The sequence below is a fragment of the Pseudomonas sp. P7759 genome (assembly GCF_013386445.1).
In the GTDB taxonomy this organism is placed as follows: domain Bacteria; phylum Pseudomonadota; class Gammaproteobacteria; order Pseudomonadales; family Pseudomonadaceae; genus Aquipseudomonas; species Aquipseudomonas azotoformans_A.
This window is the reverse complement of record NZ_JACART010000035.1, coordinates 22347-41407: the sequence shown is the minus strand read 5'-3', so window position 1 is coordinate 41407 and position 19061 is coordinate 22347. Positions and strand designations below refer to the sequence as shown.

Sequence of the window (19061 nt, the reverse complement as noted above, 5' to 3'; positions counted from 1 at the left end):
GTGGCGCAGCAAGGTGGTCTTGCCGGCGCCGAGGAAGCCGCTGAGGACGGTAACCGGAATGGGAGAGGACAAAAGCAGTTCTCCTTATAACTGAAGGAACACAAACAAATGTGGGAGCGGGCTTGCTCGCGAATACGGTGTATCAGTCAGCACATACATCAACTGACAAACCGCCTTCGCGAGCAAGCCCGCTCCCACAAGGGATCGCCGCCACCCGAACTACCGGGTCAGCAGCACTTGGGCCCACCCTTGCCGCCGTAACGGGCTTCCTGGCGTTCCCGGAAGAACGCCTTGTAGTCCATCATCGGCTTGTCCGGGTGTTTGGTTTGCATATGCTCGACGTACGTATCGTAGTCGGGCATGCCGACCATCAGGCGCGCGGCCTGACCGAGGTATTTACCGAGGCGATTGATGTCATTGAACATGGTTGCAATCCTCGATTACGCGTCCGGAACAGCCTGGAACGGGGCTTCTTTATCCGTACGTTCTTTGTTGCCCCAGGCGGCGACGCCGACCTTGAGCGCATAGAACAGGATGCTGAACACCACGAACAGGAACAGCGCCGTCAGCGTTGCGTTGGTGTAGGCGTTCCAGATCACGTGCTGCATCTGGTCGATGTTCTTCGCCGGGGCGAGGATCTGACCATTGGCCAATGCATCACTGTACTTCTTCGCCAGCGACAGGAAGCCGATCGCCGGGTTGGCGTCGAACAGCTTGATGAAGCCCGCAGTGGTGGTGCAGATCAGCAGCCAGACAGCCGGCAGCATGGTCACCCAGATGTAGCGTTGGCGTTTCATTTTGATCAGCACAACGGTAGCCAGCATCAGTGCGATACCTGCCAGCATCTGGTTGGAGATACCGAACAGCGGCCACAAGGTGTTGATGCCGCCCAGTGGGTCGATCACGCCTTGGTACAGCAGGTAACCCCACATCGCCACGCAACCGGCGGTCGCGATCAGGTTGGCGGTCCAGGACTCGGTGCGTTTCAACGCCGGCACGAAGGAACCCAGCAGGTCTTGCAGCATGAAGCGACCGGCACGGGTGCCCGCGTCCACGGCCGTGAGGATGAACAGCGCTTCGAACAGGATCGCAAAGTGGTACCAGAACGCCATGGTGTTTTCACCCGGCAGCACACTGTGCAGGATCTGCGCGATACCGACCGCCAGGGTCGGTGCACCGCCGGCACGCGCCAGGATGGTGGTTTCACCAATGTCATGGGCGACGGCCGTCAGCGCTTCCGGGGTAATGGCAAAGCCCCAGCTGCTGACAGTTTGCGCCACCGTCACCACATCACTGCCCACCACGGCGGCCGGGCTGTTCATGGCGAAGTACACGCCAGGCTCGATCACCGAAGCGGCAACCATGGCCATGATGGCGACGAACGATTCCATCAACATGCCGCCGTAACCGATGTAGCGGGCGTTGGTTTCGTTATCCAGCAACTTGGGCGTGGTGCCCGAGGAGATCAGCGCGTGGAAACCCGAGACCGCGCCACAGGCAATGGTGATGAACAGGAACGGGAACAGGCCGCCCTTCCACACCGGCCCGGTGCCGTCGATGAACTGGGTCAGGGCCGGCATTTTCAGGTCGGGCATGGTGACCAGAATGCCGATCGCCAGGGCGATGATGGTGCCGATTTTCAGGAAGGTGGAGAGGTAGTCACGCGGCGCCAGGATCAGCCACACCGGCAACACTGCAGCGACGAAACCGTAGCCGATCAGCATCCAGGTAATTTGAATGCCGGTGAAGGTGAAGGCCTTGGCCCAGACCGGGTCAGCGGCAATCTGCCCGCCCAGCCAGATCGAACCGAGCAGCAACAGCACGCCGATGATCGAGATTTCACCAATGCGGCCCGGGCGGATGTAGCGCATGTAGATGCCCATGAACATCGCAATCGGGATGGTCGCCATCACCGTGAAGATGCCCCATGGGCTCTCGGCCAGGGCCTTGACCACGATCAGCGCCAGCACCGCAAGGATGATGATCATGATCAGGAAGCAGCCGAACAGCGCGATGGTCCCTGGGATACGGCCCATCTCTTCGCGAACCATGTCCCCCAGGGAACGGCCGTTGCGACGGGTGGACAGGAACAGGACCATGAAGTCCTGCACCGCACCGGCCAGCACCACGCCGGCAATCAGCCAGAGCGTGCCGGGCAGGTAGCCCATTTGCGCCGCCAGCACCGGGCCGACCAGCGGGCCTGCACCGGCAATCGCCGCAAAGTGGTGACCGAACAGGATGTGTTTGTTTGTCGGCACATAGTCCAGACCGTCATTATTGAGCACTGCGGGGGTGGCCCGCCGTGGATCGAGTTGCATCACGTTGTTAGCGATGAACAGACTGTAGTAACGGTACGCAACCAGGTAGATGGCCACAGCAGCGACCACAATCCACAAGGCGTTGATCGCCTCGCCGCGGCGCAAAGCCACTACGCCCAGGGCGCACGCTCCTACGATTGCCAGCACCAGCCAGGGTAGGTGGCGTAGCAGGCTATTATTATTTTTCATTTTTATATTCCAGCCAGGGTGGACAGAAAGGACAGCCATCCCGAGTTTAGCGCTGTTGGCCTCAAAGGCCACCCCCCTACGTTGGTCTAGAGCCTCCTGCGCACAAAAAAAGCAGAAATACCGGACCAATGATGGCGCAGGGCTACAATCCCCGTATCTCCAGAGGGTTTCACCATGACCGAACAACCGTCTGACCGCCGCCGTTTCCGTCGCATCGCCTTTGATGCCAAGACGACCATTGCCCAGGACAGCTGGAATTGGCCGGTGCAACTGCTGGATTTATCGCTGCGGGGCTTGCTGGTGGAGCGCCCTGACGACTGGCGAGGTAATGGCAAGCGGCTATTTGACGTGGACATCCGGCTGGACCCACGGGCGCATATAAAGATGCAGGTAAAGCTGGCCCATGACGATCACGGGCAGCTTGGGTTTGTGTGCCAGCACATCGACCTGGACTCGATCAGCCATTTGCGGCGGCTGATCGAGTTGAACCTGGGTGATCAGCAGGAGTTGGAGCGCGAGCTGGGCGCCCTACTCGAATAGTGCATCCAATGCCTGTTCCAGTCGCGTCACGCCAATGATCTTTATCCCCGGCGGCGACTCCTTCGGCGCATTGCCTTTGGGCACGATCGCGCGTTTGAAGCCGTGCTTGGCGGCCTCCTTCAAGCGTTCCTGGCCGCTGGGCACCGGACGCACCTCGCCCGACAGGCCCACCTCACCGAACACCAGCAAGTCATGGGGCAACGGTCGGTTACGCAGGCTGGACATGACTGCCGCCATCAACGCCAGGTCGGATGCGGTCTCCAGCACCTTGACCCCGCCGACCACGTTGAGGAACACGTCCTGGTCGTGGGTCGGGATGCCGCCGTGACGGTGCAATACGGCGAGCAACATCGCCAGGCGGTTCTGATCCAGGCCCAACGTCACGCGGCGCGGGTTGGCCAGATGGCTGTCATCCACCAACGCCTGCACTTCCACCAGCATCGGGCGAGTGCCTTCCCACGTTGCCATCACCACGCTGCCAGGGACTTCTTCCTGGGCGCGTGTGAGAAAAATCGCCGAAGGGTTGGAGACTTCTTTAAGCCCCCGGTCCGTCATGGCGAACACGCCCAGCTCGTTGACCGCGCCGAAACGGTTCTTCACCGCCCGCAGCAAACGCAGACGGCCATCGGATTCACCTTCGAAATACAACACGGTGTCGACCATGTGCTCCAACACCCGTGGCCCGGCCAGTGCGCCCTCTTTGGTCACGTGGCCCACCAGGAAGATCGCCGTACCGCTCTGCTTGGCATACCGCACCAACAGCGCCGCACTTTCACGCACCTGGGATACGCCACCGGGCGCCGACTGCAATTGCTCGGTGAAGATCGTCTGGATCGAGTCGATCACCATGACCTTGGGCTTTTCGATACGCGCCGTGGCAATGATGCTTTCGATGCAGGTCTCGGTCATCACCCGTAGTTGATCCTGGGGCAGCCCCAGGCGACGGGCGCGCATGGCCACTTGTTGCTGGGATTCCTCGCCGGTGACATACAGCGCCGGCATGCGGCTGGCGATACTGCACAGGGTTTGCAGCAGGATCGTCGATTTGCCGATGCCCGGATCGCCGCCAATCAGCACTACCGAGCCGTCCACCAGACCGCCGCCCAGCACACGGTCCAATTCACCGGAGGCCGTGGAGAAACGCGGGATTTCTTCGACGCTGACTTCGGCCAACGTCTTGATCTGCGCCTGTTGCCCGGTCCAGCCGGCACGGCCGGTGGGGGCCGCAGCGCCGCCGCTTTCGATCATGGTTTCAGTCAGGGTGTTCCACGCACCGCACTCGGTGCACTGGCCGGCCCACTTGGGAAAGGTCGCGCCGCACTCCGTGCAGCCGTACATGCGCTTGGCCTTTGCCATTTGAGAACCTCCAACCGAAAAACCGCGATGATAGCTCAGCGCGACGCCGGGGTCCGGATTTCACCGCTGGCCAATCGTGAAGCGCTGTTGCCGATCGGGTCTTGCGCGTTGAGGTCGGCGCCCTTGGCCTTCAATTCATCGAGCAACTCGACGCGCTTGAACAGCCCGGCGTACATGGCCGCCGTCTGCCCGGCGCCGTTGCGTTGATCGGGGTTGCAGTCGGTCGCCAGCAGGCGCTGGGCAATTTTCAGCTCGCCCTTGAAGATCGCGCCCATCAGCGCCGTGTTGCCACGTTTGTCCTGCACGCAGGCGTCGGCACCCGCGCTGAGCAAGCGCTCCACAAACGGGCCCTGGCCGTGATAGGCGGCGAGGATCAACGCGGTGTAGCCCTTGTCGTCCTGGGTGTTGAGGCTGTAGCCGGAGTCGATGAAGGTGTTGAGCATGTCGAGGTCGCCTCGGCGGGCGGCGTCGAAATAGTAGTCCTGCAACTGGGCCTTGAGCGCGACCGGGTCGGGAGACTCGGCATGGGCGACAAAGGCCAGCATGGCCATCAGCAATCCGATAGAAACTCGCATGGGTATTCTCCTGCCAAAGGTCGACGCCTTATCAAGGGCGCCGACCAGAACCAACGGATCAGTCAGTCAGTTTGTCCGCCAGCGCCTTCACGCGCGCCAGGTCACCCTTGGCAACCTTGGCCACGCCAGTGCCGTATTCCGGGTCGGCCTTGTACAGGAACGACAGGATGATGTGTTTGCTCTCGTCATCGGTGGTCGCCAGTGAGCCACCAAAGTTCTCGATCAAGTCCTGGCGCTCTTTCTTGGTGAACGAGCGGTACAGATCACCGGCCTGCTTGAAGTTCTGCTCGCGCTGGATCTTCGCCTGCTGGGTGCTGCCCGATAGCGCCGACTGGCTGTAGCGCGCGGTTTGCGGCTCGTCCCGTGGCAGCAGACGGCTTGGCTGGTAGTTCACGCCGGTGGTGGTCTTGCCGAAGTTCATCGCACCGTCCTGGTTACCGTTGTTGACGGTCACCCGTGGGGCGTTGATCGGCAATTGCAGGGCATTGGCGCCCAGACGGTACATCTGGGTGTCGGCGTAGGAGAATACGCGGCCTTGCAGCAGGCGATCCTCAGACGGCTCGATGCCCGGCACCAGATTGGCCGGGGCCATGGCCACTTGCTCGGTTTCCTGGAACACGTTGGCGGGGTTGCGGTTCAGCACCATCTGCCCGACTTTGCGCTCAGGCACATTTGGCCAGATCTTGGTCGCATCCAATGGATCGAAGTCGAACTTGGCCAGGTCCTCAGGCTTGAGCACCTGCACGTACAGGTCCCACTTGGGGAAATCGCCCTTGTTGATATGGGTGACCAGGTCGTTGGTCATGTGGCTGTAGTCGCGGCCCTGCACTTCGGTGACCTGCTTGGGATCAAGGTTCTTGATGCCTTGCAGGCTCTTCCAGTGGAACTTGACGTAGTGCACTTCGCCCTTGGCGTTGATCAGCTTGTAGGCGTGCACGCCGTTGCCGTCCATTTCCCGGTAACTGGCCGGGGTGCCGGAGTCGGAATACAGCTCGGTCAGCGTGCGCGTGGACTCGGGCACATGGGAGAAGAAGTCGAAGCGACGGGAATCGTCATCCAGGTTGGTACGCGGGTCCGGTTTGAAAGCGTGGACCATGTCCGGGAACTTGATGGCATCGCGGATAAAGAACGTCGGGAAGTTGTTGCCCACCAGGTCCCAGTTGCCATCAGCGGTGTAGAACTTGGTGGCGAAACCACGCGGGTCACGCAGGGTTTCCGGGGAGTGATTGCCGTGGACCACGGCGGAGAAGCGCACGAATACCGGGGTGGCTTCGCCGGCCGCGAACACCTTGGCCTTGGTCAGGTCGCTGAGGGTGTCGGTGACGGTGAACGTACCGTGGGCACCGGTGCCACGGGCGTGCACCACGCGCTCGGGGATGCGCTCGCGGTCGAAGCGCTGCAGCTTCTGGATCAACTGCACGTCTTGCAGCAACACTGGGCCATTGGCGCCGGCGGTCTGCGAGTTCTGGTTGTCACCCACCGCAGCACCGTTATCGCGGGTCAGGTTGGCAGCGTGTACGGACAGGGAAAGCAGGCTGGCGGTCGCCAGTACCAGCGCGTATCGCGCTGAAACAGGCCCGCGGCTCATTGGGTTCTTCATCGAGGTTTCCTCTGGTTTTTTTAATGCACATTCAGTTGTGCTTGCCAGAGGCTAGTGACCCAAGAGTCAGAAGATAAATAGAAAAGCCACAACAACCCGATTAATAAAATAATCTGTTAAGTCACTGATATCAGGCGTATTTCGCGCGCGATTGATAGCACTTTGCAAACTATTTGCGTTTTAATGTGTCGATAAAAACTAACAGTGTTAACGGTTGTGTCGGGCAAGCCCGCTACGACTGACTTACACTGAGTCCCACCCTTCTCATCTGTAACAAGGAATAACCTATGGGCGTGATCAGTGAGTTCAAGGCCTTCGCGGTCAAAGGTAATGTGGTCGACATGGCCGTCGGTATCATCATCGGCGCCGCCTTCGGCAAAATTGTTTCCTCGTTTGTAGGCGACGTGGTGATGCCGCCAATCGGTCTGTTGATCGGTGGCGTGGACTTCGGTGACCTGGCGATAACGCTCAAGGCGGCACAGGGCGATGTGCCTGCGGTGGTGCTGGCTTACGGCAAGTTCATCCAGAGCGTCATCGACTTTGTGATCGTCGCGTTTGCAATCTTCATGGGTGTGAAGGCGATCAACCGCCTGAAGCGTGAAGAGGCCGTGGCGCCAAGCCTGCCGCCAACGCCGACCAAGGAAGAAGTGTTGCTGGGTGAGATCCGTGATCTGCTCAAGGCACAGAACGACAAGCCGCGCCTGTAAAGACCGGCTTGAGAAAAAAGGCGCCTGCTAGAGGCGCCTTTTTTATTACCAGTAGTTTTCCACCGCGACTTGGCCGGGGCGACGGCTCAAGCTCAGGTTCATGTCACGCTGCTTGAGCAACTGGCGCGTGTCATCGACCATCTGCGGGTTACCGCAGATCAGCACGCGGGAATGTTCCGGGGTCAACTCGACGCCGGCTGCGCGCTCAAGCTCTCCATTTTCGATCAGCGTGGTGATGCGCCCATTCAACGCGCCGGGATGCTGCTCACGGGTGACGATGGGAACGTAGGTAAGCTTGTGTGCGTACTCGGCGAGGTATTCACGCTCACCCAGCTCCTTGATCAGCGTTTGATACGCGAGCTCCTTGGCTTCCCGTGCGCTGTACACCAGGATGATGCGTTCGAATTTCTCCCAGACCTCGAAGTCCTGCAGGATCGACAAAAACGGCGCCACCCCGGTGCCAGTGCCCAGCATCCACAAATCGCGGCCATCGACGAAGCGATTCAAGGTCAGGAACCCCGTGGCCTGGCGCTCCACCATCAAGGTATCGCCTACCCGCAGGCGGCTCAACTCGCTGGTGAATTCACCGCCAGGGACGACGATCGAGAAGAAGTCCAGATGCTCATCAAACGGTGAGGACACCAGCGAATAGGCGCGCCATACGGTGCTGCCGTCCGCCTTGGTAACCCCCAAACGCACAAACTGCCCCGCCGTGAAACGAAAGCCCGGATCGCGGGTGGTGCGCAGGGTAAACAGGCTGGGGGTCAGCGATTGCACGTCGAGCAAGGTCTGGCGGGTAAATTTCTCAGCACTGGCCGTCATGGGGGGCTCCGTTCTACAGGTGCCCTAGTGTCCCTCAAAGTCGCGTGGGGAAACACCTGCGATTGGTAGTGGTATCGGCAAATAGACGCAGTAGTGGCTATGTAGTCGCACCGCCAACTCATTCGCTATTAGCCTTCACGTAAAAGAGTGAAGGCGACTGTTAGTCGATCGTTACACGGCCTACAACTGACTAATAAACCGCCACTTTTTAAACTAACTCGTTAAAGAGCTAAAGAACAGACTTGCAAAAAACTATTAAACATCAGTTCGCAAGAGCAAAATTTTCCTCTCGCTGTGTAGCCGTTGTCCTACACTGATTTTCGTGCAGTTTTGGGGGTTCAGGACGTACCCCAAGTCAAGGAGAACCCCATGGAGAGTGACCTATGCTTAAATGGCAAACCACGCGCCTTCCCAAGCTGGAAGGTGAAAATGAGGTCACCAGTGTGTTTGAAATGGTGACCAACAAGACGTATGAACTGGGTTTCAAACACTGTTCTTTCAAGATGAGTTCCCAACTACCCAAAAACCAAATCAAGCCAATTGAATTCACCAACCACTCAAACGAGTGGAAAAAAATCTACGACGACGCAAAATTCTTTGAAGTTGATCCCATTGTTAAACACTGCAAAGCAAGTTTATTGCCGATTGTCTGGGAGGAGAAATTATTCAAAGAGATACCAAGCCTTTGGTCTTTAGCCCAAACCGTGGGGGGTGCACAGGGCGGTAACCCTCACCGTGCATGATTTCCGGGGCGTGTTCAGCATGTTGCCCCTCAGCCGCGACAAGGGCGAAGTGAGTCCGGAGGAACTGTACGAAAAGGCGGGCATGCTGCTGTGGCTCTGTCATGCGATGCACGCGGTACTGGCGCAAAAGTATGCCGAGGGCCAAAGCGTCAACCCCACCAGCAAATTGACCCCACGGGAAATAGAAGTGCTCATGTGGTCGGGCATGGGCAAGACAGCGGCGGACATCGCGGCCATCCTGTGCTTGTCCGAACGGACAGTAGGTTTTCATGTGTGCAGTTGCCTCAAGAAGCTGGGCGTCAACAACAAGATCGCCGCCGTGCTTCGTGCAGCGCAAGAAGGGATTATTTAACCGCCCAAGAAACACCGCATGTATTCCATTTGAAAAAAACGTAACATTTACGACCCATTCTGAGTGTTGAGCAGCCCCCCAGGTGCCGCGCGCAGTACACTCAGACGGTTCGGCCCATGACTGCCGACCCACCCATCGTTGACCCAGAGCCTCCCCCGCCATGCCCCTGCTCGAAAGCCCCTTCGCCCAGCTCGATCTGATCCGCCAGCCAGAGCAACATAACGATCCGCTGCAAGCCTTCGATGCCGCCGACGAATACCTGCTCAATCATCTGGCCGAACAGAAACCGACGAATGTAACCCGCGTGCTGGTGCTCAATGACAGCTTCGGCGCCCTGGCCGCCAGCCTTCAGGGGCAGGTGCAGGTCGCGTCCAGCGGTGACTCGTTCCTGGCGGCCCAGGGCCTGGAGAAAAATCTGGTACGTAACGGCAAGGCGTTTGATGCAGTGGCATTCATCCCCGCCAGCCAGGTTCCGGCAGGCCCTTTTGACTGTGTGTTGATCCGCGTGCCTAAAACCCTGGCGCTGCTGGAAGAACAACTCATCCGCCTGCAAGGCCAACTCGCGCCAGGAGCCCAAGTCATCGCCGGGGCAATGATCAAGCATCTGCCACGGGCGGCAGGCGAGTTGCTGGAGCGCTATATCGGACCGATGCAGGCGTCGCTCGCAGTGAAAAAAGCACGACTGCTGATCGCCACTGTTGAAGACCGCCCAGCAGCCATTTCGCCCTACCCCACCCGCTACACCCTGGATACGCCGGCAATCGAACTGCTGAACCACGCCAACGTGTTCTGCCGCGAAAGCCTGGACATCGGCACCCGTGCGTTCCTGCCCCACCTGCCGAAAAACCTGGGCAACGCCCGTGTGGCTGACCTGGGTTGCGGCAACGGCGTATTGGCGATTGCCAGCGCCCTGCAAAACCCCGACGCCCACTACACCCTGTTGGACGAGTCCTATATGGCGGTGCAATCGGCGGCCGAAAACTGGCAAGCCGCCCTCGGTGATCGCGATGTCATCGTACGTGCCGCCGATGGCCTGGCTGGCCAGGAGCCCGGTTCGCTGGACGTGGTGCTGTGCAACCCGCCCTTCCACCAGCAACAGGTGGTCGGTGACTTCCTCGCCTGGCGCATGTTCCAGCAGGCACGTGAAGCGCTGGTGGTCGGCGGTGCCCTCTATATCGTCGGCAATCGCCACCTGGGGTATCACACCAAGCTGGCGCGGTTGTTCCGGGGTGTCGAGCAAGTCGCCACCACGCCAAAATTCGTGATCCTCAAAGCCCGTAAATAAAGCCCGCAAATAAAAAACCCTGCTTCTCTCGCGAAAAGCAGGGTTGAAAAACCGGGCCGCAAGGCCCGGATCGGGATGTCAGTGCGTGGTCAGGCCTGCCGCATTCATGAACATGCGCATCAGGCTGGCCACGACGAACAGGGCCAGCACACTGCCGGTCCAGATCATCGCCAGCCACCCCAGGCGCCGCCACAACGGCTGCTTCTCGGCCTGTTCGATCTCGTGCAACGAAGGTTTGCCGGACATGGAACGACCCTCCTAGTGATAACCGTCTTCGTGGGTGACCTTGCCGCGGAACACGTAGTAGCTCCAGAAGGTGTAGCCCAGGATGAACGGGATGATGAACAAGGTGCCGACCAGCATGAAGCCCTGACTCTGCGGCGGCGCCGCGGCGTCCCAGATCGACACGGACGGCGGGATGATGTTCGGCCACAGGCTGATGCCCAAACCGCTGTAGCCCAGGAAAATCAGCACCAGCGTCAGCAGGAACGGCGTGTAGTGCGCATTACGTGCGACCGCGCGGATCAGCCCGTACATGGTCACCAATACCAGGATCGGCACCGGCAAGAACCAGAACAGGTTCGGCAGGGTGAACCAGCGCGAGGCGATTTCCGGGTGCGTCAATGGCGTCCAGATGCTCACGATGCCGATCACCGCCAGCACCACAAAGGCCAATGGCCGCGCCAGGTTGTGCATCTTTTCCTGCAACGGGCCTTCGGTTTTCATGATCAGCCAGGTGCAGCCCAGCAAGGCATAGGCCACGATCAGCGCCACGCCGCAGAACATCGTGAACGGCGTGGCCCAGTCCAGTGAACCACCGGCAAACTGGCGATTCACCACGGGGATGCCGTCGATAAACGCCCCCAGTGCCACGCCCTGGAAGAACGTCGCTGCCAGCGAGCCGCCGATAAACGCCTTGTCCCACAGGTGACGCTTATGGTCCTTGGCCTTGAAGCGGAACTCGAACGCCACGCCACGGAAGATCAGCCCGATCAGCATCAGGATCAGCGGCAGGTACAGCGCCGACAACACCACCGAATAGGCCAGCGGGAACGCACCGAACAATGCTGCGCCGCCTAGTACCAGCCAGGTTTCGTTACCGTCCCAGACCGGGGCCACGGTGTTCATCATCACGTCACGGTCGGTCTTGCCGGGGATAAACGGAAACAGGATGCCGATACCCAGGTCGAAGCCGTCCATGACCACGTACATCATGATGCCGAAGATGATGATCACGGCCCAGATCAGCGGAAGATCAATACCCATCTCAATGCCCCTTGTGCTGGATGTGGGTGTGGTCGTCATCGTTGCCATCATCATCGGCAGCCGACAACGGACGGGCCGGTGTGCGTTTCTGGCCAGGGCCACCGTGGGTTGGCTCGGTGCTTTCGTGGGTCACAGGGCCTTTGCGCACCAGGCGCATCATGTAGCCCAGGCCTGCGCCGAACAGCGCGAAGTACACCACCACGAACAACACCAGGGTGATCGTCATCTGCGCCAGGCTATGCCCGGAAGACGCATCCGCCGTGCGCATCAAGCCGTAGACCACCCACGGCTGACGGCCAATCTCGGTGGTGAACCAGCCAGCAAGAATCGCGATCAAGCCCGAAGGCCCCATCCACAACGCCAGGTACAGGAACGGTTTGGACGTATACATCTTGTCGCCCCGGCGCAGCCAGAGGCTGAACAGGCCGGTGAAGATCATCAGGAAGCCGAGGCCGACCATGACCCGGAATGACCAGAACACGATAGTCGAATTGGGGCGGTCCTCAGGCGGGAACTCCTTGAGCGCCGGCACCTGTTTGTCCAGGGAGTGAGTGAGGATCAGGCTGCCCAGGTACGGGATCTCGACGGCGTACTTGGTCCTTTCCTCTTTCATGTCTGGCCAGCCGAACAGGATCAACGGCGTCGGTTCGTTGCCGATGTTTTCCCAGTGACCTTCAATCGCGGCGATTTTCGCCGGCTGGTGCTTCAACGTATTCAGGCCGTGGAAGTCACCGATCACGGCCTGGATAGGCGCGACGATCAGCGCCATCCACATCGCCATCGAAAGCATTTTGCGGATCGCCGGGTTGTCCTTGCCGCGCAACAAGTGCCAGGCCGCCGAGGAGCCGACGAAGAACGCAGTTGCTACGAACGCCGCCGTGGCCATGTGCGCCAGGCGATAAGGGAACGAGGGGTTGAAGACCACGGCGAACCAATCGGTCGGGATCACGCGGCCATCAATGATTTCAAAGCCCTGGGGCGTCTGCATCCAGCTGTTGGACGAGAGGATCCAGAACGTGGAAATCAAGGTGCCGACAGCCACCATCACGGTGGAGAAGAAGTGCAGGTTGCGCCCCACCTTGTTCCAGCCGAACAGCATCACGCCCAGGAAACCGGCCTCAAGGAAGAAAGCCGTGAGCACTTCGTACGTCAGAAGCGGCCCGGTGACGGCGCCGGCGAAGTCCGAGAAGCGGCTCCAGTTGGTGCCGAACTGGTAGGCCATGACCAACCCGGAGACCACGCCCATGCCGAAGTTGACGGCAAAGATCTTCGACCAGAAGTGGTAGAGGTCACGGTAAGTGTCGTTGTTCGTCTTGAGCCACAAGCCTTCCAGCACCGCGAGGTAACTGGCCAGGCCGATGGTGATCGCCGGGAACAGGATGTGGAAAGAGATGGTGAACGCAAATTGAATTCGGGCGAGATCTAGCGCCTCCAAACCGAACATAAGTCTTCCTCTGTCAGGTAATACCGGCTGCTGGCGGGAGCCTGCACCCACTGCCCCCACGGATATGGAGTCTGGCGAATTTCAATTCGTTTCTTTTTTTAACCACACGCGTAGGGAATCTGGCCTTGCGGCCGCCAGGTCGATGCCCGGGCGGACATTGATCTGGATCAAGCATTGGTGAAAGAGTAGTCCCATTTTCGAGGTAGGACGGCGTGGTCTTTTGCCGCGTGACAGACTGCCTCAGATCAGTTCTTGCAACTATCTGTTACAACTTGATGATAATCTCGGCGTTCCCTCCGGCCCTGACCTGAACCCCCGATGCCTAGTGAACCCGCGTTGCTGTTGCGTCACCACCGCCCTTTCATCGCGTTCTGGCTGGCGCGTATCTTCACCGCCAGCGGCTTTCAGATGCTTACAGTGGCCATCGGTTGGAACCTCTACCAACTGACCGGCAATGTGCTGGACCTGGGCCTGGTCGGCCTAGTGGAATTCGTGCCGCGTGTATTGTTCATGCTGCACACCGGGCATGTGGCCGACCGCTATGAACGGCGCAAGGTCGCAGCCATCTGCCAGACTGTGCAGGCGTTGATCGCCCTAAGCCTGGCCATCGGCGGGCTGACCGGCAATGTGACCCGCGAGATGATCTTCATCCTCGCCTTCCTGCTCGGTGCCGCGCGTTCGTTTGAAATGCCGACCACCCAGGCGATGCTGCCCAGCATCGTGCCCAGCGCACTATTCCCGCGAGCGGTGGCCTCGTCGCAGTCGGCCCAGCAACTGGCAACCATCGTCGCCCCGGCCCTCGGCGGATTGCTCTACGCGTTTGGCAGCGTGTGGGTCTATGGCCCCACGGTGGTGCTGTACCTTATCGCCTGCGTGCTGACCCTGAATTTGCCCGCCCGCCAGACGCCACTCAACAAAGGCAAGGCGACCCTGGACTCCCTGCTCGCCGGCATCCGCTTCATCCGCAGCCGCCCGGACATCCTCGGCGCCATCTCCCTTGACCTGTTCGCCGTGCTGCTGGGTGGCGCCACCGCGTTGCTGCCGGTGTTTGCCAAAGACATCCTGCTGACGGGCGCCTGGGGCCTGGGCCTGCTGCGTTCGGCCCCGGCAGTGGGCGCGTTGTTGATGTCACTGTGGCTCGCGCGCTTTTCAGTGGACCGCCATGTGGGCCGTGTGATGTTCACCGCCGTCGGCGTGTTCGGCGTGGCGACCATCGCCTTTGGCCTATCGACCTCGTTCTGGTTCTCACTGGCGGTGCTGGTGGTGCTGGGCGCGGCGGACATGATCAGCATGGTGATCCGCGCGTCCTTCGTTCAGTTGGAGACGCCGGATGAAATGCGCGGGCGGGTCAGTGCGGTCAACGGCCTGTTTATCGGCGCGTCCAACCAGTTGGGCGAGTTCGAATCCGGGATTACCGCCCACTGGTTCGGCACCGTGCCCGCCGTGGTCATGGGCGGGATCGGTACGCTGGTGGTGACCGGGGTCTGGATCAAGCTGTTCCCGACCCTGGCCAACCGTGACCGCATGCATGTGCCCGTGGAAGAACCTGCGAAGGTCTAGAGCACCTTGTCGAGGGTGATGGGAAATTCCCGCACCCGCTTGCCGGTGGCGTGATAAATCGCATTGGCCACCGCCGCTGCGACCCCGACGATACCAATCTCACCGACGCCCTTGGACCCCAAGGCATTGACGATCTCGTCGGGTTCTTCGACAAAAACCACATCAATGTCGCCAATATCGGCGTTAACCGGAATGTGGTACTCCGCCAGGCTATGGTTCATATAGCGCCCCAACTGATGGTCGATCTGGGTTTCTTCATGCAATGCCATGCCGATGCCCCACACCACCCCGCCGAGGATCTGGCTGCGGGCCATCTTCGGGTTGACCACTCGCCCGGCGGCAATCGCGCTGACTACCCGACGAACCTTGATGGTGCCCAGGTCTTCATCCACCTGCACTTCGACGAAGACCGCTGAGTGGGTGGCGGTGCTGTAGCCCTCGCGCTTTTTGTCGGGCTCACTGTCGACCTGCACTTCCAAGGCGTCTTCGCCGCTGTCCTTGACCAACTGTGCCAGCGACACACTCACGTCACCGGTATGCAGTTGGCCCTCTTCGAAGCGCACGGTTTCGGCGTCCTTGAACACCGGGTACGTCTGCCGGGCGATGTTCAACAGCTTGGCATTCAAGGCCTCGCAGGCTTGCTGCACGGCAGTGCCGACGGAGGACACCGTGAATGAGCCGCCCTGCAACGGCGCGGTGGGCAATGATGAATCACCCAGCAGAAACGCCACGTCGTCGACCGCCACACCACTGGCCTGGGCCGCGATCTGGGTCATCACCGTGTAGGTACCAGTGCCGATATCGGTGGTGGCGCTGCTGACGGTCAGCTTGCCTTGCGCATCGAGGCGCGCCTTGGCGCTCGCCTTCATCTGCATGGCTTCCCACACGCCGCCGGCCATGCCCCAACCGATCAACTGGCGGCCGTCGCGCATGCTGCGTGGTTCCGGGTTGCGCTGGCTCCAGCCAAAACGCTCGGCGCCTTCGCGGTAACACTCGCGCAGGGCTTTGCTCGACCAGGGCTTGTCTTCGTTCTGGTTGCGCTCGGCGTAGTTGATCAGCCGCAGTTGCACCGGGTCGATGCCTAGCGTGCAGGCCAGTTCATCCATGGCGCACTCCAGGCCGATCACGCCGAGCGCTGCGCCGGGCGCACGCATGTCCAGCGGCGTGAACACGTCCAAGGGCACCAACTTATAAGTAAGCTGCACGTTGTCGCAGTGGTAGAGCATGCCGCTCCATTCCACGACGTGTTCGCTGAAGTCTTCGAAGCGCGAAGTCTGACCAATGGCGGTGTGCCCCAATGCCAGCAAGCGCCCGTTGGCGGCTGCGCCCAGTTGCAGGCGCTGCAAGGTGCGCGGGCGATAGCCGAACGTGAACATCTGCTGGCGCGTCAGCGTGACCCGCACCGAACGCTTGAGCGCCAACGAGGCCATCACAGCCAGCGGCAATTGGTACTGCGGACGCAGCCCGGAACCAAACGCGCCGCCGACGAACGCGGCGAAGATGCGCACCTGGCTTTTATCCAGGCCGAAGACTTTTTGCACATACGCCTGGCAATTCTGCGGGCCCTGGGTCTTGTCATGGATATGCAGGGTGCCGTCCGGCTGATACAGCACCGTACTGGCGTGGGGCTCCATTGGGTTGTGGTGTTCGATGGGCGTGCTGTAGTGCACATCCAGGCTGACGGCGGCAGCGGTCCATTCGGCCTGGAAGTTGCCACGCGGTTCAGGCGGGGTTTGCGGCGAGGCGTGGGCCTGATCCTGCATGGCCAGCAGGTCGGTTTCGAAGGCTTCGGTTTCGTACTCGATGTCCACCAGTGAACCCGCATGCCGCGCCAGTTCAAGGTTGTCGGCGATCACCAGGGCCAGAGGCTGGCCGCTGTACAGCACGCGATCGTTGTAGAGCGGACGAAACGGCGAGCCGTCGGCGGCGTCGGCATCCTGGAACGCGTCATCGTAGCTGGCGATTGTGGGGCGATTGAGGTGATGGATCACTTCCACCACGCCCGGCAGCGCCAGCGCCTTGGAGGCATCGATGCGCAGCACACGACCTTTGGCGACGGTACTGGAGACCACGCTGCCGTGCAGCAGGCCTTCCTCGGGAAACTCACCGGCATAACGCGCTTTACCTGTGACCTTGAGCAGACCGTCGACCCGGTCCAAGGGTTTGCCGATAGCGGTCATGGGCGTTCTCCTGCGACAGCCGCATCACTCAGGGCACGAATAATCCCCCGGCGTGCCAGCTTGATCTTGAAGCCGTTATGTTCCAGGGGTTCTGCGTCTTGCAGCAGCGCGTCGGCGGCGTGGCTGAAGGTTTCGCGGCTGACGAGCTGGCCGATCAACGCGGCTTCCACGGCACGATCACGCCAGGGTTTGTGGGCTACACCGCCAAGGGCGAGGCGCGCGTCGACGATGCGGTCGCCGTCCAGCTCCAACGCTGCAGCAACGGACACCAGGGCGAACGCATAGGAGGCGCGGTCGCGGATTTTCAGGTAGTTGCTGTGGCTCGCCAGATTGTCGGCGGGCAGTTCGATGGCGGTGATCAGCTCATCGTCAGCCAACTGGTTGTCACGCTGCGGCGCATCGCCGGGCAGGCGATGGAAGTCGGCAAACTCGATAACACGAGCGCCTGCACGACCTTCGACATGCACCCGCGCTTCCAACGCCGCCAACGCCACGCACATATCGGAAGGATGGGTCGCGACGCACTGTTCACTGGCGCCGAGGATGGCATGAATGCGATTCAACCCCGTGCGTGCCGGGCAGCCGCTGCCGGGCTCGCGCTTATTGCACGGCACAGTGGCGTCATAAAAGTAGTAGCAGCGGGTGCGCTGCAACAGGTTGCCGCCGGTACTGGCCATATTGCGCAGCTGCGGCGAGGCGCCAGCGAGGATGGCCTGGGACAGCAGCGGGTAACGCTGTTCGATCAGCGGGTGCCAGGCCAGGTCGGCGTTGCTCACCAGGGCGCCGATCAGCAGTCCGCCCTCGGCGGTTGCCTGAACCTCATTTAACGGCAACCCTGTGATGTCGATGAGATGCTCGGGGCGGCTGATGTTTTCTTTCATCAGGTCCAGCAGGTTGGTACCACCAGCGATAAAACGCGAGGCGGCGCTGCTCAGGTGTACCGCTTCCTGAACATCGGCCGGCTTGCTGTAGTGGAAGGGATTCATCGCTCACCTCCCACGACGTCTGCAATGGCATCGCGGATATTGCTGTAGGCGCCGCAGCGACACAGGTTGCCGCTCATCAGCTCCTGGATCTGGGCAGGGTCGTGGGCGCGGCCTTCATTGGCCAGGCCGACCGCCGAGCAGATCTGGCCGGGGGTGCAGTAACCGCATTGGAAGGCGTCGTGTGTGATGAAGGCTTGCTGCATCGGGTGCAGTTGGTCGCCGTCGGCCAGGCCTTCGATGGTGGTCAGCTCGGCGCCGTCGCACATCACCGCCAGGGTCAGGCAGGCATTGATGCGCTTGCCGTCGCGCAGCACCGTGCAGGCACCGCATTGGCCGTGGTCGCAGCCTTTTTTGCTGCCAACCAGGTCGAGCTGTTCACGCAACAGGTCAAGCAGCGTGGTCCAGGGCAACACATCCAGCTGGCGGTCCTGGCCGTTGAGGCGCAGGCGTATCGAGTGGCTGACGAACGGCTGGGCCGCCGCGCCATTGGGGGTCGCGCTCATAAACACCTCACGGGTTGGTGTACGTCCGCGGCGTTCAGGGAAGTCGCCGTCTTAAGGGGTACGACTTCCCAGGGTATTGAGCGTTCAAGCTGATTGATCAGCGGATATTGAGCTGCGTGGTCAGGGTGTTTTGCGGCGGGTTGATCGAGGAATTGCTGTACTGGAACCAGCCTTGGGCCTCGACATTCAGGTCGAACACATAGATGTAGCCCATCAGTGTGCCCACGCCGTTGCACACTTCGCTGATGTTGCCGACCTGGCAAACCGCCGTGCGTTGCCCATTCAATTCGGCGCCATCGAAGCGGCCCATGGGGTTGTTACCCAGGCCCACCTCCATCACGGAAACCTTGGTAGGCCCACGGTGCGTACACATCTGTGTGCTCTGAGCGCGCTCGGGGATGCTTTCCTTACACGCTGATGACTCGACCTGGAACACACGCACTTCGCTCAACGGCGGTGCAGTCGCGCCCCAGGCCGGTGCTGCGCCGAGCAACAGGCCGATACAGGGGATCAGGGCTAGACTCCACGGGCTGGGGTTTTTCATGCGGCAAGTGACCTTCGTTTAAACGTCGGCGCAGTATGCCTCAAGGCCTCGGCTGCTGGTATGATGCGCCGCTTTTTCCGATCCTCTCTGA

18 protein-coding genes and 1 pseudogene are annotated in these 19061 nt (G+C 60.6%); 5 read left to right on the top strand and 14 right to left on the bottom strand.

Annotated features, from left to right (window positions below; all coding sequences use genetic code 11):
• The 3 genes from HX823_RS23125 to HX823_RS23115 form a co-directional block, all read right to left on the bottom strand.
• Positions 1–72: GTP-binding protein (locus HX823_RS23125; RefSeq protein WP_177076907.1), on the bottom strand; the 72-nt coding region annotated here is incomplete at its 3' end.
• Between the two features lie 155 nt (positions 73–227).
• Positions 228–425: a YbdD/YjiX family protein gene (locus tag HX823_RS23120; RefSeq protein WP_033901562.1), complete on the bottom strand. Its 198-nt coding sequence runs from the start codon at positions 423–425 to the stop codon at positions 228–230.
• Between the two features lie 15 nt (positions 426–440).
• On the bottom strand, positions 441–2507 hold the full coding sequence (locus HX823_RS23115) for a carbon starvation CstA family protein (RefSeq protein WP_038847612.1): 2067 nt from the start codon (positions 2505–2507) through the stop codon (positions 441–443).
• A gap of 174 nt (positions 2508–2681) precedes the next feature.
• Between HX823_RS23115 and HX823_RS23110 the strand changes: the two genes are divergently transcribed.
• On the top strand, positions 2682–3047 hold the full coding sequence (locus HX823_RS23110) for a PilZ domain-containing protein (RefSeq protein WP_016976769.1): 366 nt from the start codon (positions 2682–2684) through the stop codon (positions 3045–3047).
• On the opposite strand, the gene radA is transcribed toward HX823_RS23110, so the two are convergent.
• Genes radA through katB form a run of 3 tightly spaced genes read right to left on the bottom strand, consistent with a single transcriptional unit; the run spans position 3036 to position 6578 of the window.
• Positions 3036–4403 carry a DNA repair protein RadA gene (radA, locus tag HX823_RS23105; protein WP_016976768.1) on the bottom strand — a complete coding sequence of 456 codons (1368 nt, stop codon included), beginning with the start codon at positions 4401–4403 and terminating at the stop codon, positions 3036–3038. The genes HX823_RS23110 and radA overlap by 12 nt on opposite strands.
• A 35-nt stretch (positions 4404–4438) precedes the next feature.
• Positions 4439–4978, bottom strand: coding sequence for an ankyrin repeat domain-containing protein (locus HX823_RS23100; RefSeq protein ID WP_177076905.1), 540 nt, complete (start codon positions 4976–4978; stop codon positions 4439–4441).
• 58 nt (positions 4979–5036) lie between these two features.
• Positions 5037–6578 (bottom strand): catalase KatB, encoded by a 1542-nt coding sequence (katB, locus tag HX823_RS23095; protein ID WP_038847608.1) that lies wholly within the window; start codon positions 6576–6578, stop codon positions 5037–5039.
• 287 nt (positions 6579–6865) lie between these two features.
• Here katB and mscL point away from each other — a divergent pair, with 287 nt between their 5' ends.
• Entirely contained in the window at positions 6866–7285 is a 420-nt protein-coding gene (gene mscL / locus HX823_RS23090; protein WP_010206685.1) for a large-conductance mechanosensitive channel protein MscL, read from the top strand.
• 45 nt (positions 7286–7330) lie between these two features.
• Here mscL and HX823_RS23085 read toward each other — a convergent pair whose 3' ends face one another.
• Entirely contained in the window at positions 7331–8107 is a 777-nt protein-coding gene (locus tag HX823_RS23085) for a ferredoxin--NADP reductase (RefSeq protein ID WP_177076903.1), read from the bottom strand.
• Between the two features lie 383 nt (positions 8108–8490).
• On the opposite strand from HX823_RS23085, the pseudogene HX823_RS23080 reads away from it, so the two are divergent.
• Both HX823_RS23080 and HX823_RS23075 read left to right on the top strand, forming a co-directional pair.
• Positions 8491–9202 (top strand): annotated as a pseudogene (locus tag HX823_RS23080) (autoinducer binding domain-containing protein).
• Between the two features lie 160 nt (positions 9203–9362).
• Positions 9363–10487, top strand: coding sequence for a class I SAM-dependent methyltransferase (locus HX823_RS23075; RefSeq protein WP_177076901.1), 1125 nt, complete (start codon positions 9363–9365; stop codon positions 10485–10487).
• Between the two features lie 78 nt (positions 10488–10565).
• Here the strand turns inward: HX823_RS23075 and HX823_RS23070 are convergent, their stop codons facing one another.
• The 3 genes from HX823_RS23070 to HX823_RS23060 are packed head-to-tail and all read right to left on the bottom strand — an operon-like array spanning position 10566 to position 13197.
• Positions 10566–10733 (bottom strand): DUF2474 domain-containing protein, encoded by a 168-nt coding sequence (locus tag HX823_RS23070; RefSeq protein ID WP_010206690.1) that lies wholly within the window; start codon positions 10731–10733, stop codon positions 10566–10568.
• 12 nt (positions 10734–10745) lie between these two features.
• Complete coding sequence (gene cydB, locus HX823_RS23065; RefSeq protein WP_015885994.1) at positions 10746–11753, bottom strand: cytochrome d ubiquinol oxidase subunit II; 1008 nt, start codon at positions 11751–11753, stop codon at positions 10746–10748.
• Between the two features lies 1 nt (position 11754).
• Positions 11755–13197 (bottom strand): cytochrome ubiquinol oxidase subunit I, encoded by a 1443-nt coding sequence (locus HX823_RS23060; protein ID WP_177076900.1) that lies wholly within the window; start codon positions 13195–13197, stop codon positions 11755–11757.
• 318 nt (positions 13198–13515) lie between these two features.
• On the opposite strand from HX823_RS23060, the gene HX823_RS23055 reads away from it, so the two are divergent.
• Positions 13516–14757, top strand: a complete 1242-nt coding sequence (locus HX823_RS23055) for an MFS transporter (RefSeq protein WP_038847599.1) — start codon at positions 13516–13518, stop codon at positions 14755–14757.
• On the opposite strand, the gene HX823_RS23050 is transcribed toward HX823_RS23055, so the two are convergent.
• From HX823_RS23050 to HX823_RS23035, 4 genes are all read right to left on the bottom strand, one after another.
• A complete protein-coding gene (locus HX823_RS23050; RefSeq protein ID WP_177076898.1) occupies positions 14754–16937 on the bottom strand; it encodes a xanthine dehydrogenase family protein molybdopterin-binding subunit in 2184 nt (727 codons plus the stop codon). The two genes, HX823_RS23055 and HX823_RS23050, sit on opposite strands and share 4 nt — an antisense overlap.
• Complete coding sequence (locus HX823_RS23045) at positions 16934–17923, bottom strand: xanthine dehydrogenase family protein subunit M (RefSeq protein WP_033897878.1); 990 nt, start codon at positions 17921–17923, stop codon at positions 16934–16936. The genes HX823_RS23050 and HX823_RS23045 overlap by 4 nt, the downstream gene beginning before the upstream one ends.
• The gene (locus HX823_RS23040) at positions 17920–18426 is read right to left on the bottom strand and encodes a (2Fe-2S)-binding protein (protein ID WP_256350226.1); all 507 of its coding nucleotides are present in this window, start codon (positions 18424–18426) and stop codon (positions 17920–17922) included. Before HX823_RS23040 ends, HX823_RS23045 begins: the two co-directional genes overlap by 4 nt.
• A gap of 97 nt (positions 18427–18523) precedes the next feature.
• The gene (locus HX823_RS23035) at positions 18524–18970 is read right to left on the bottom strand and encodes a DUF4879 domain-containing protein (RefSeq protein ID WP_038847595.1); all 447 of its coding nucleotides are present in this window, start codon (positions 18968–18970) and stop codon (positions 18524–18526) included.
• Positions 18971–19061: the final 91 nt, after the last annotated feature.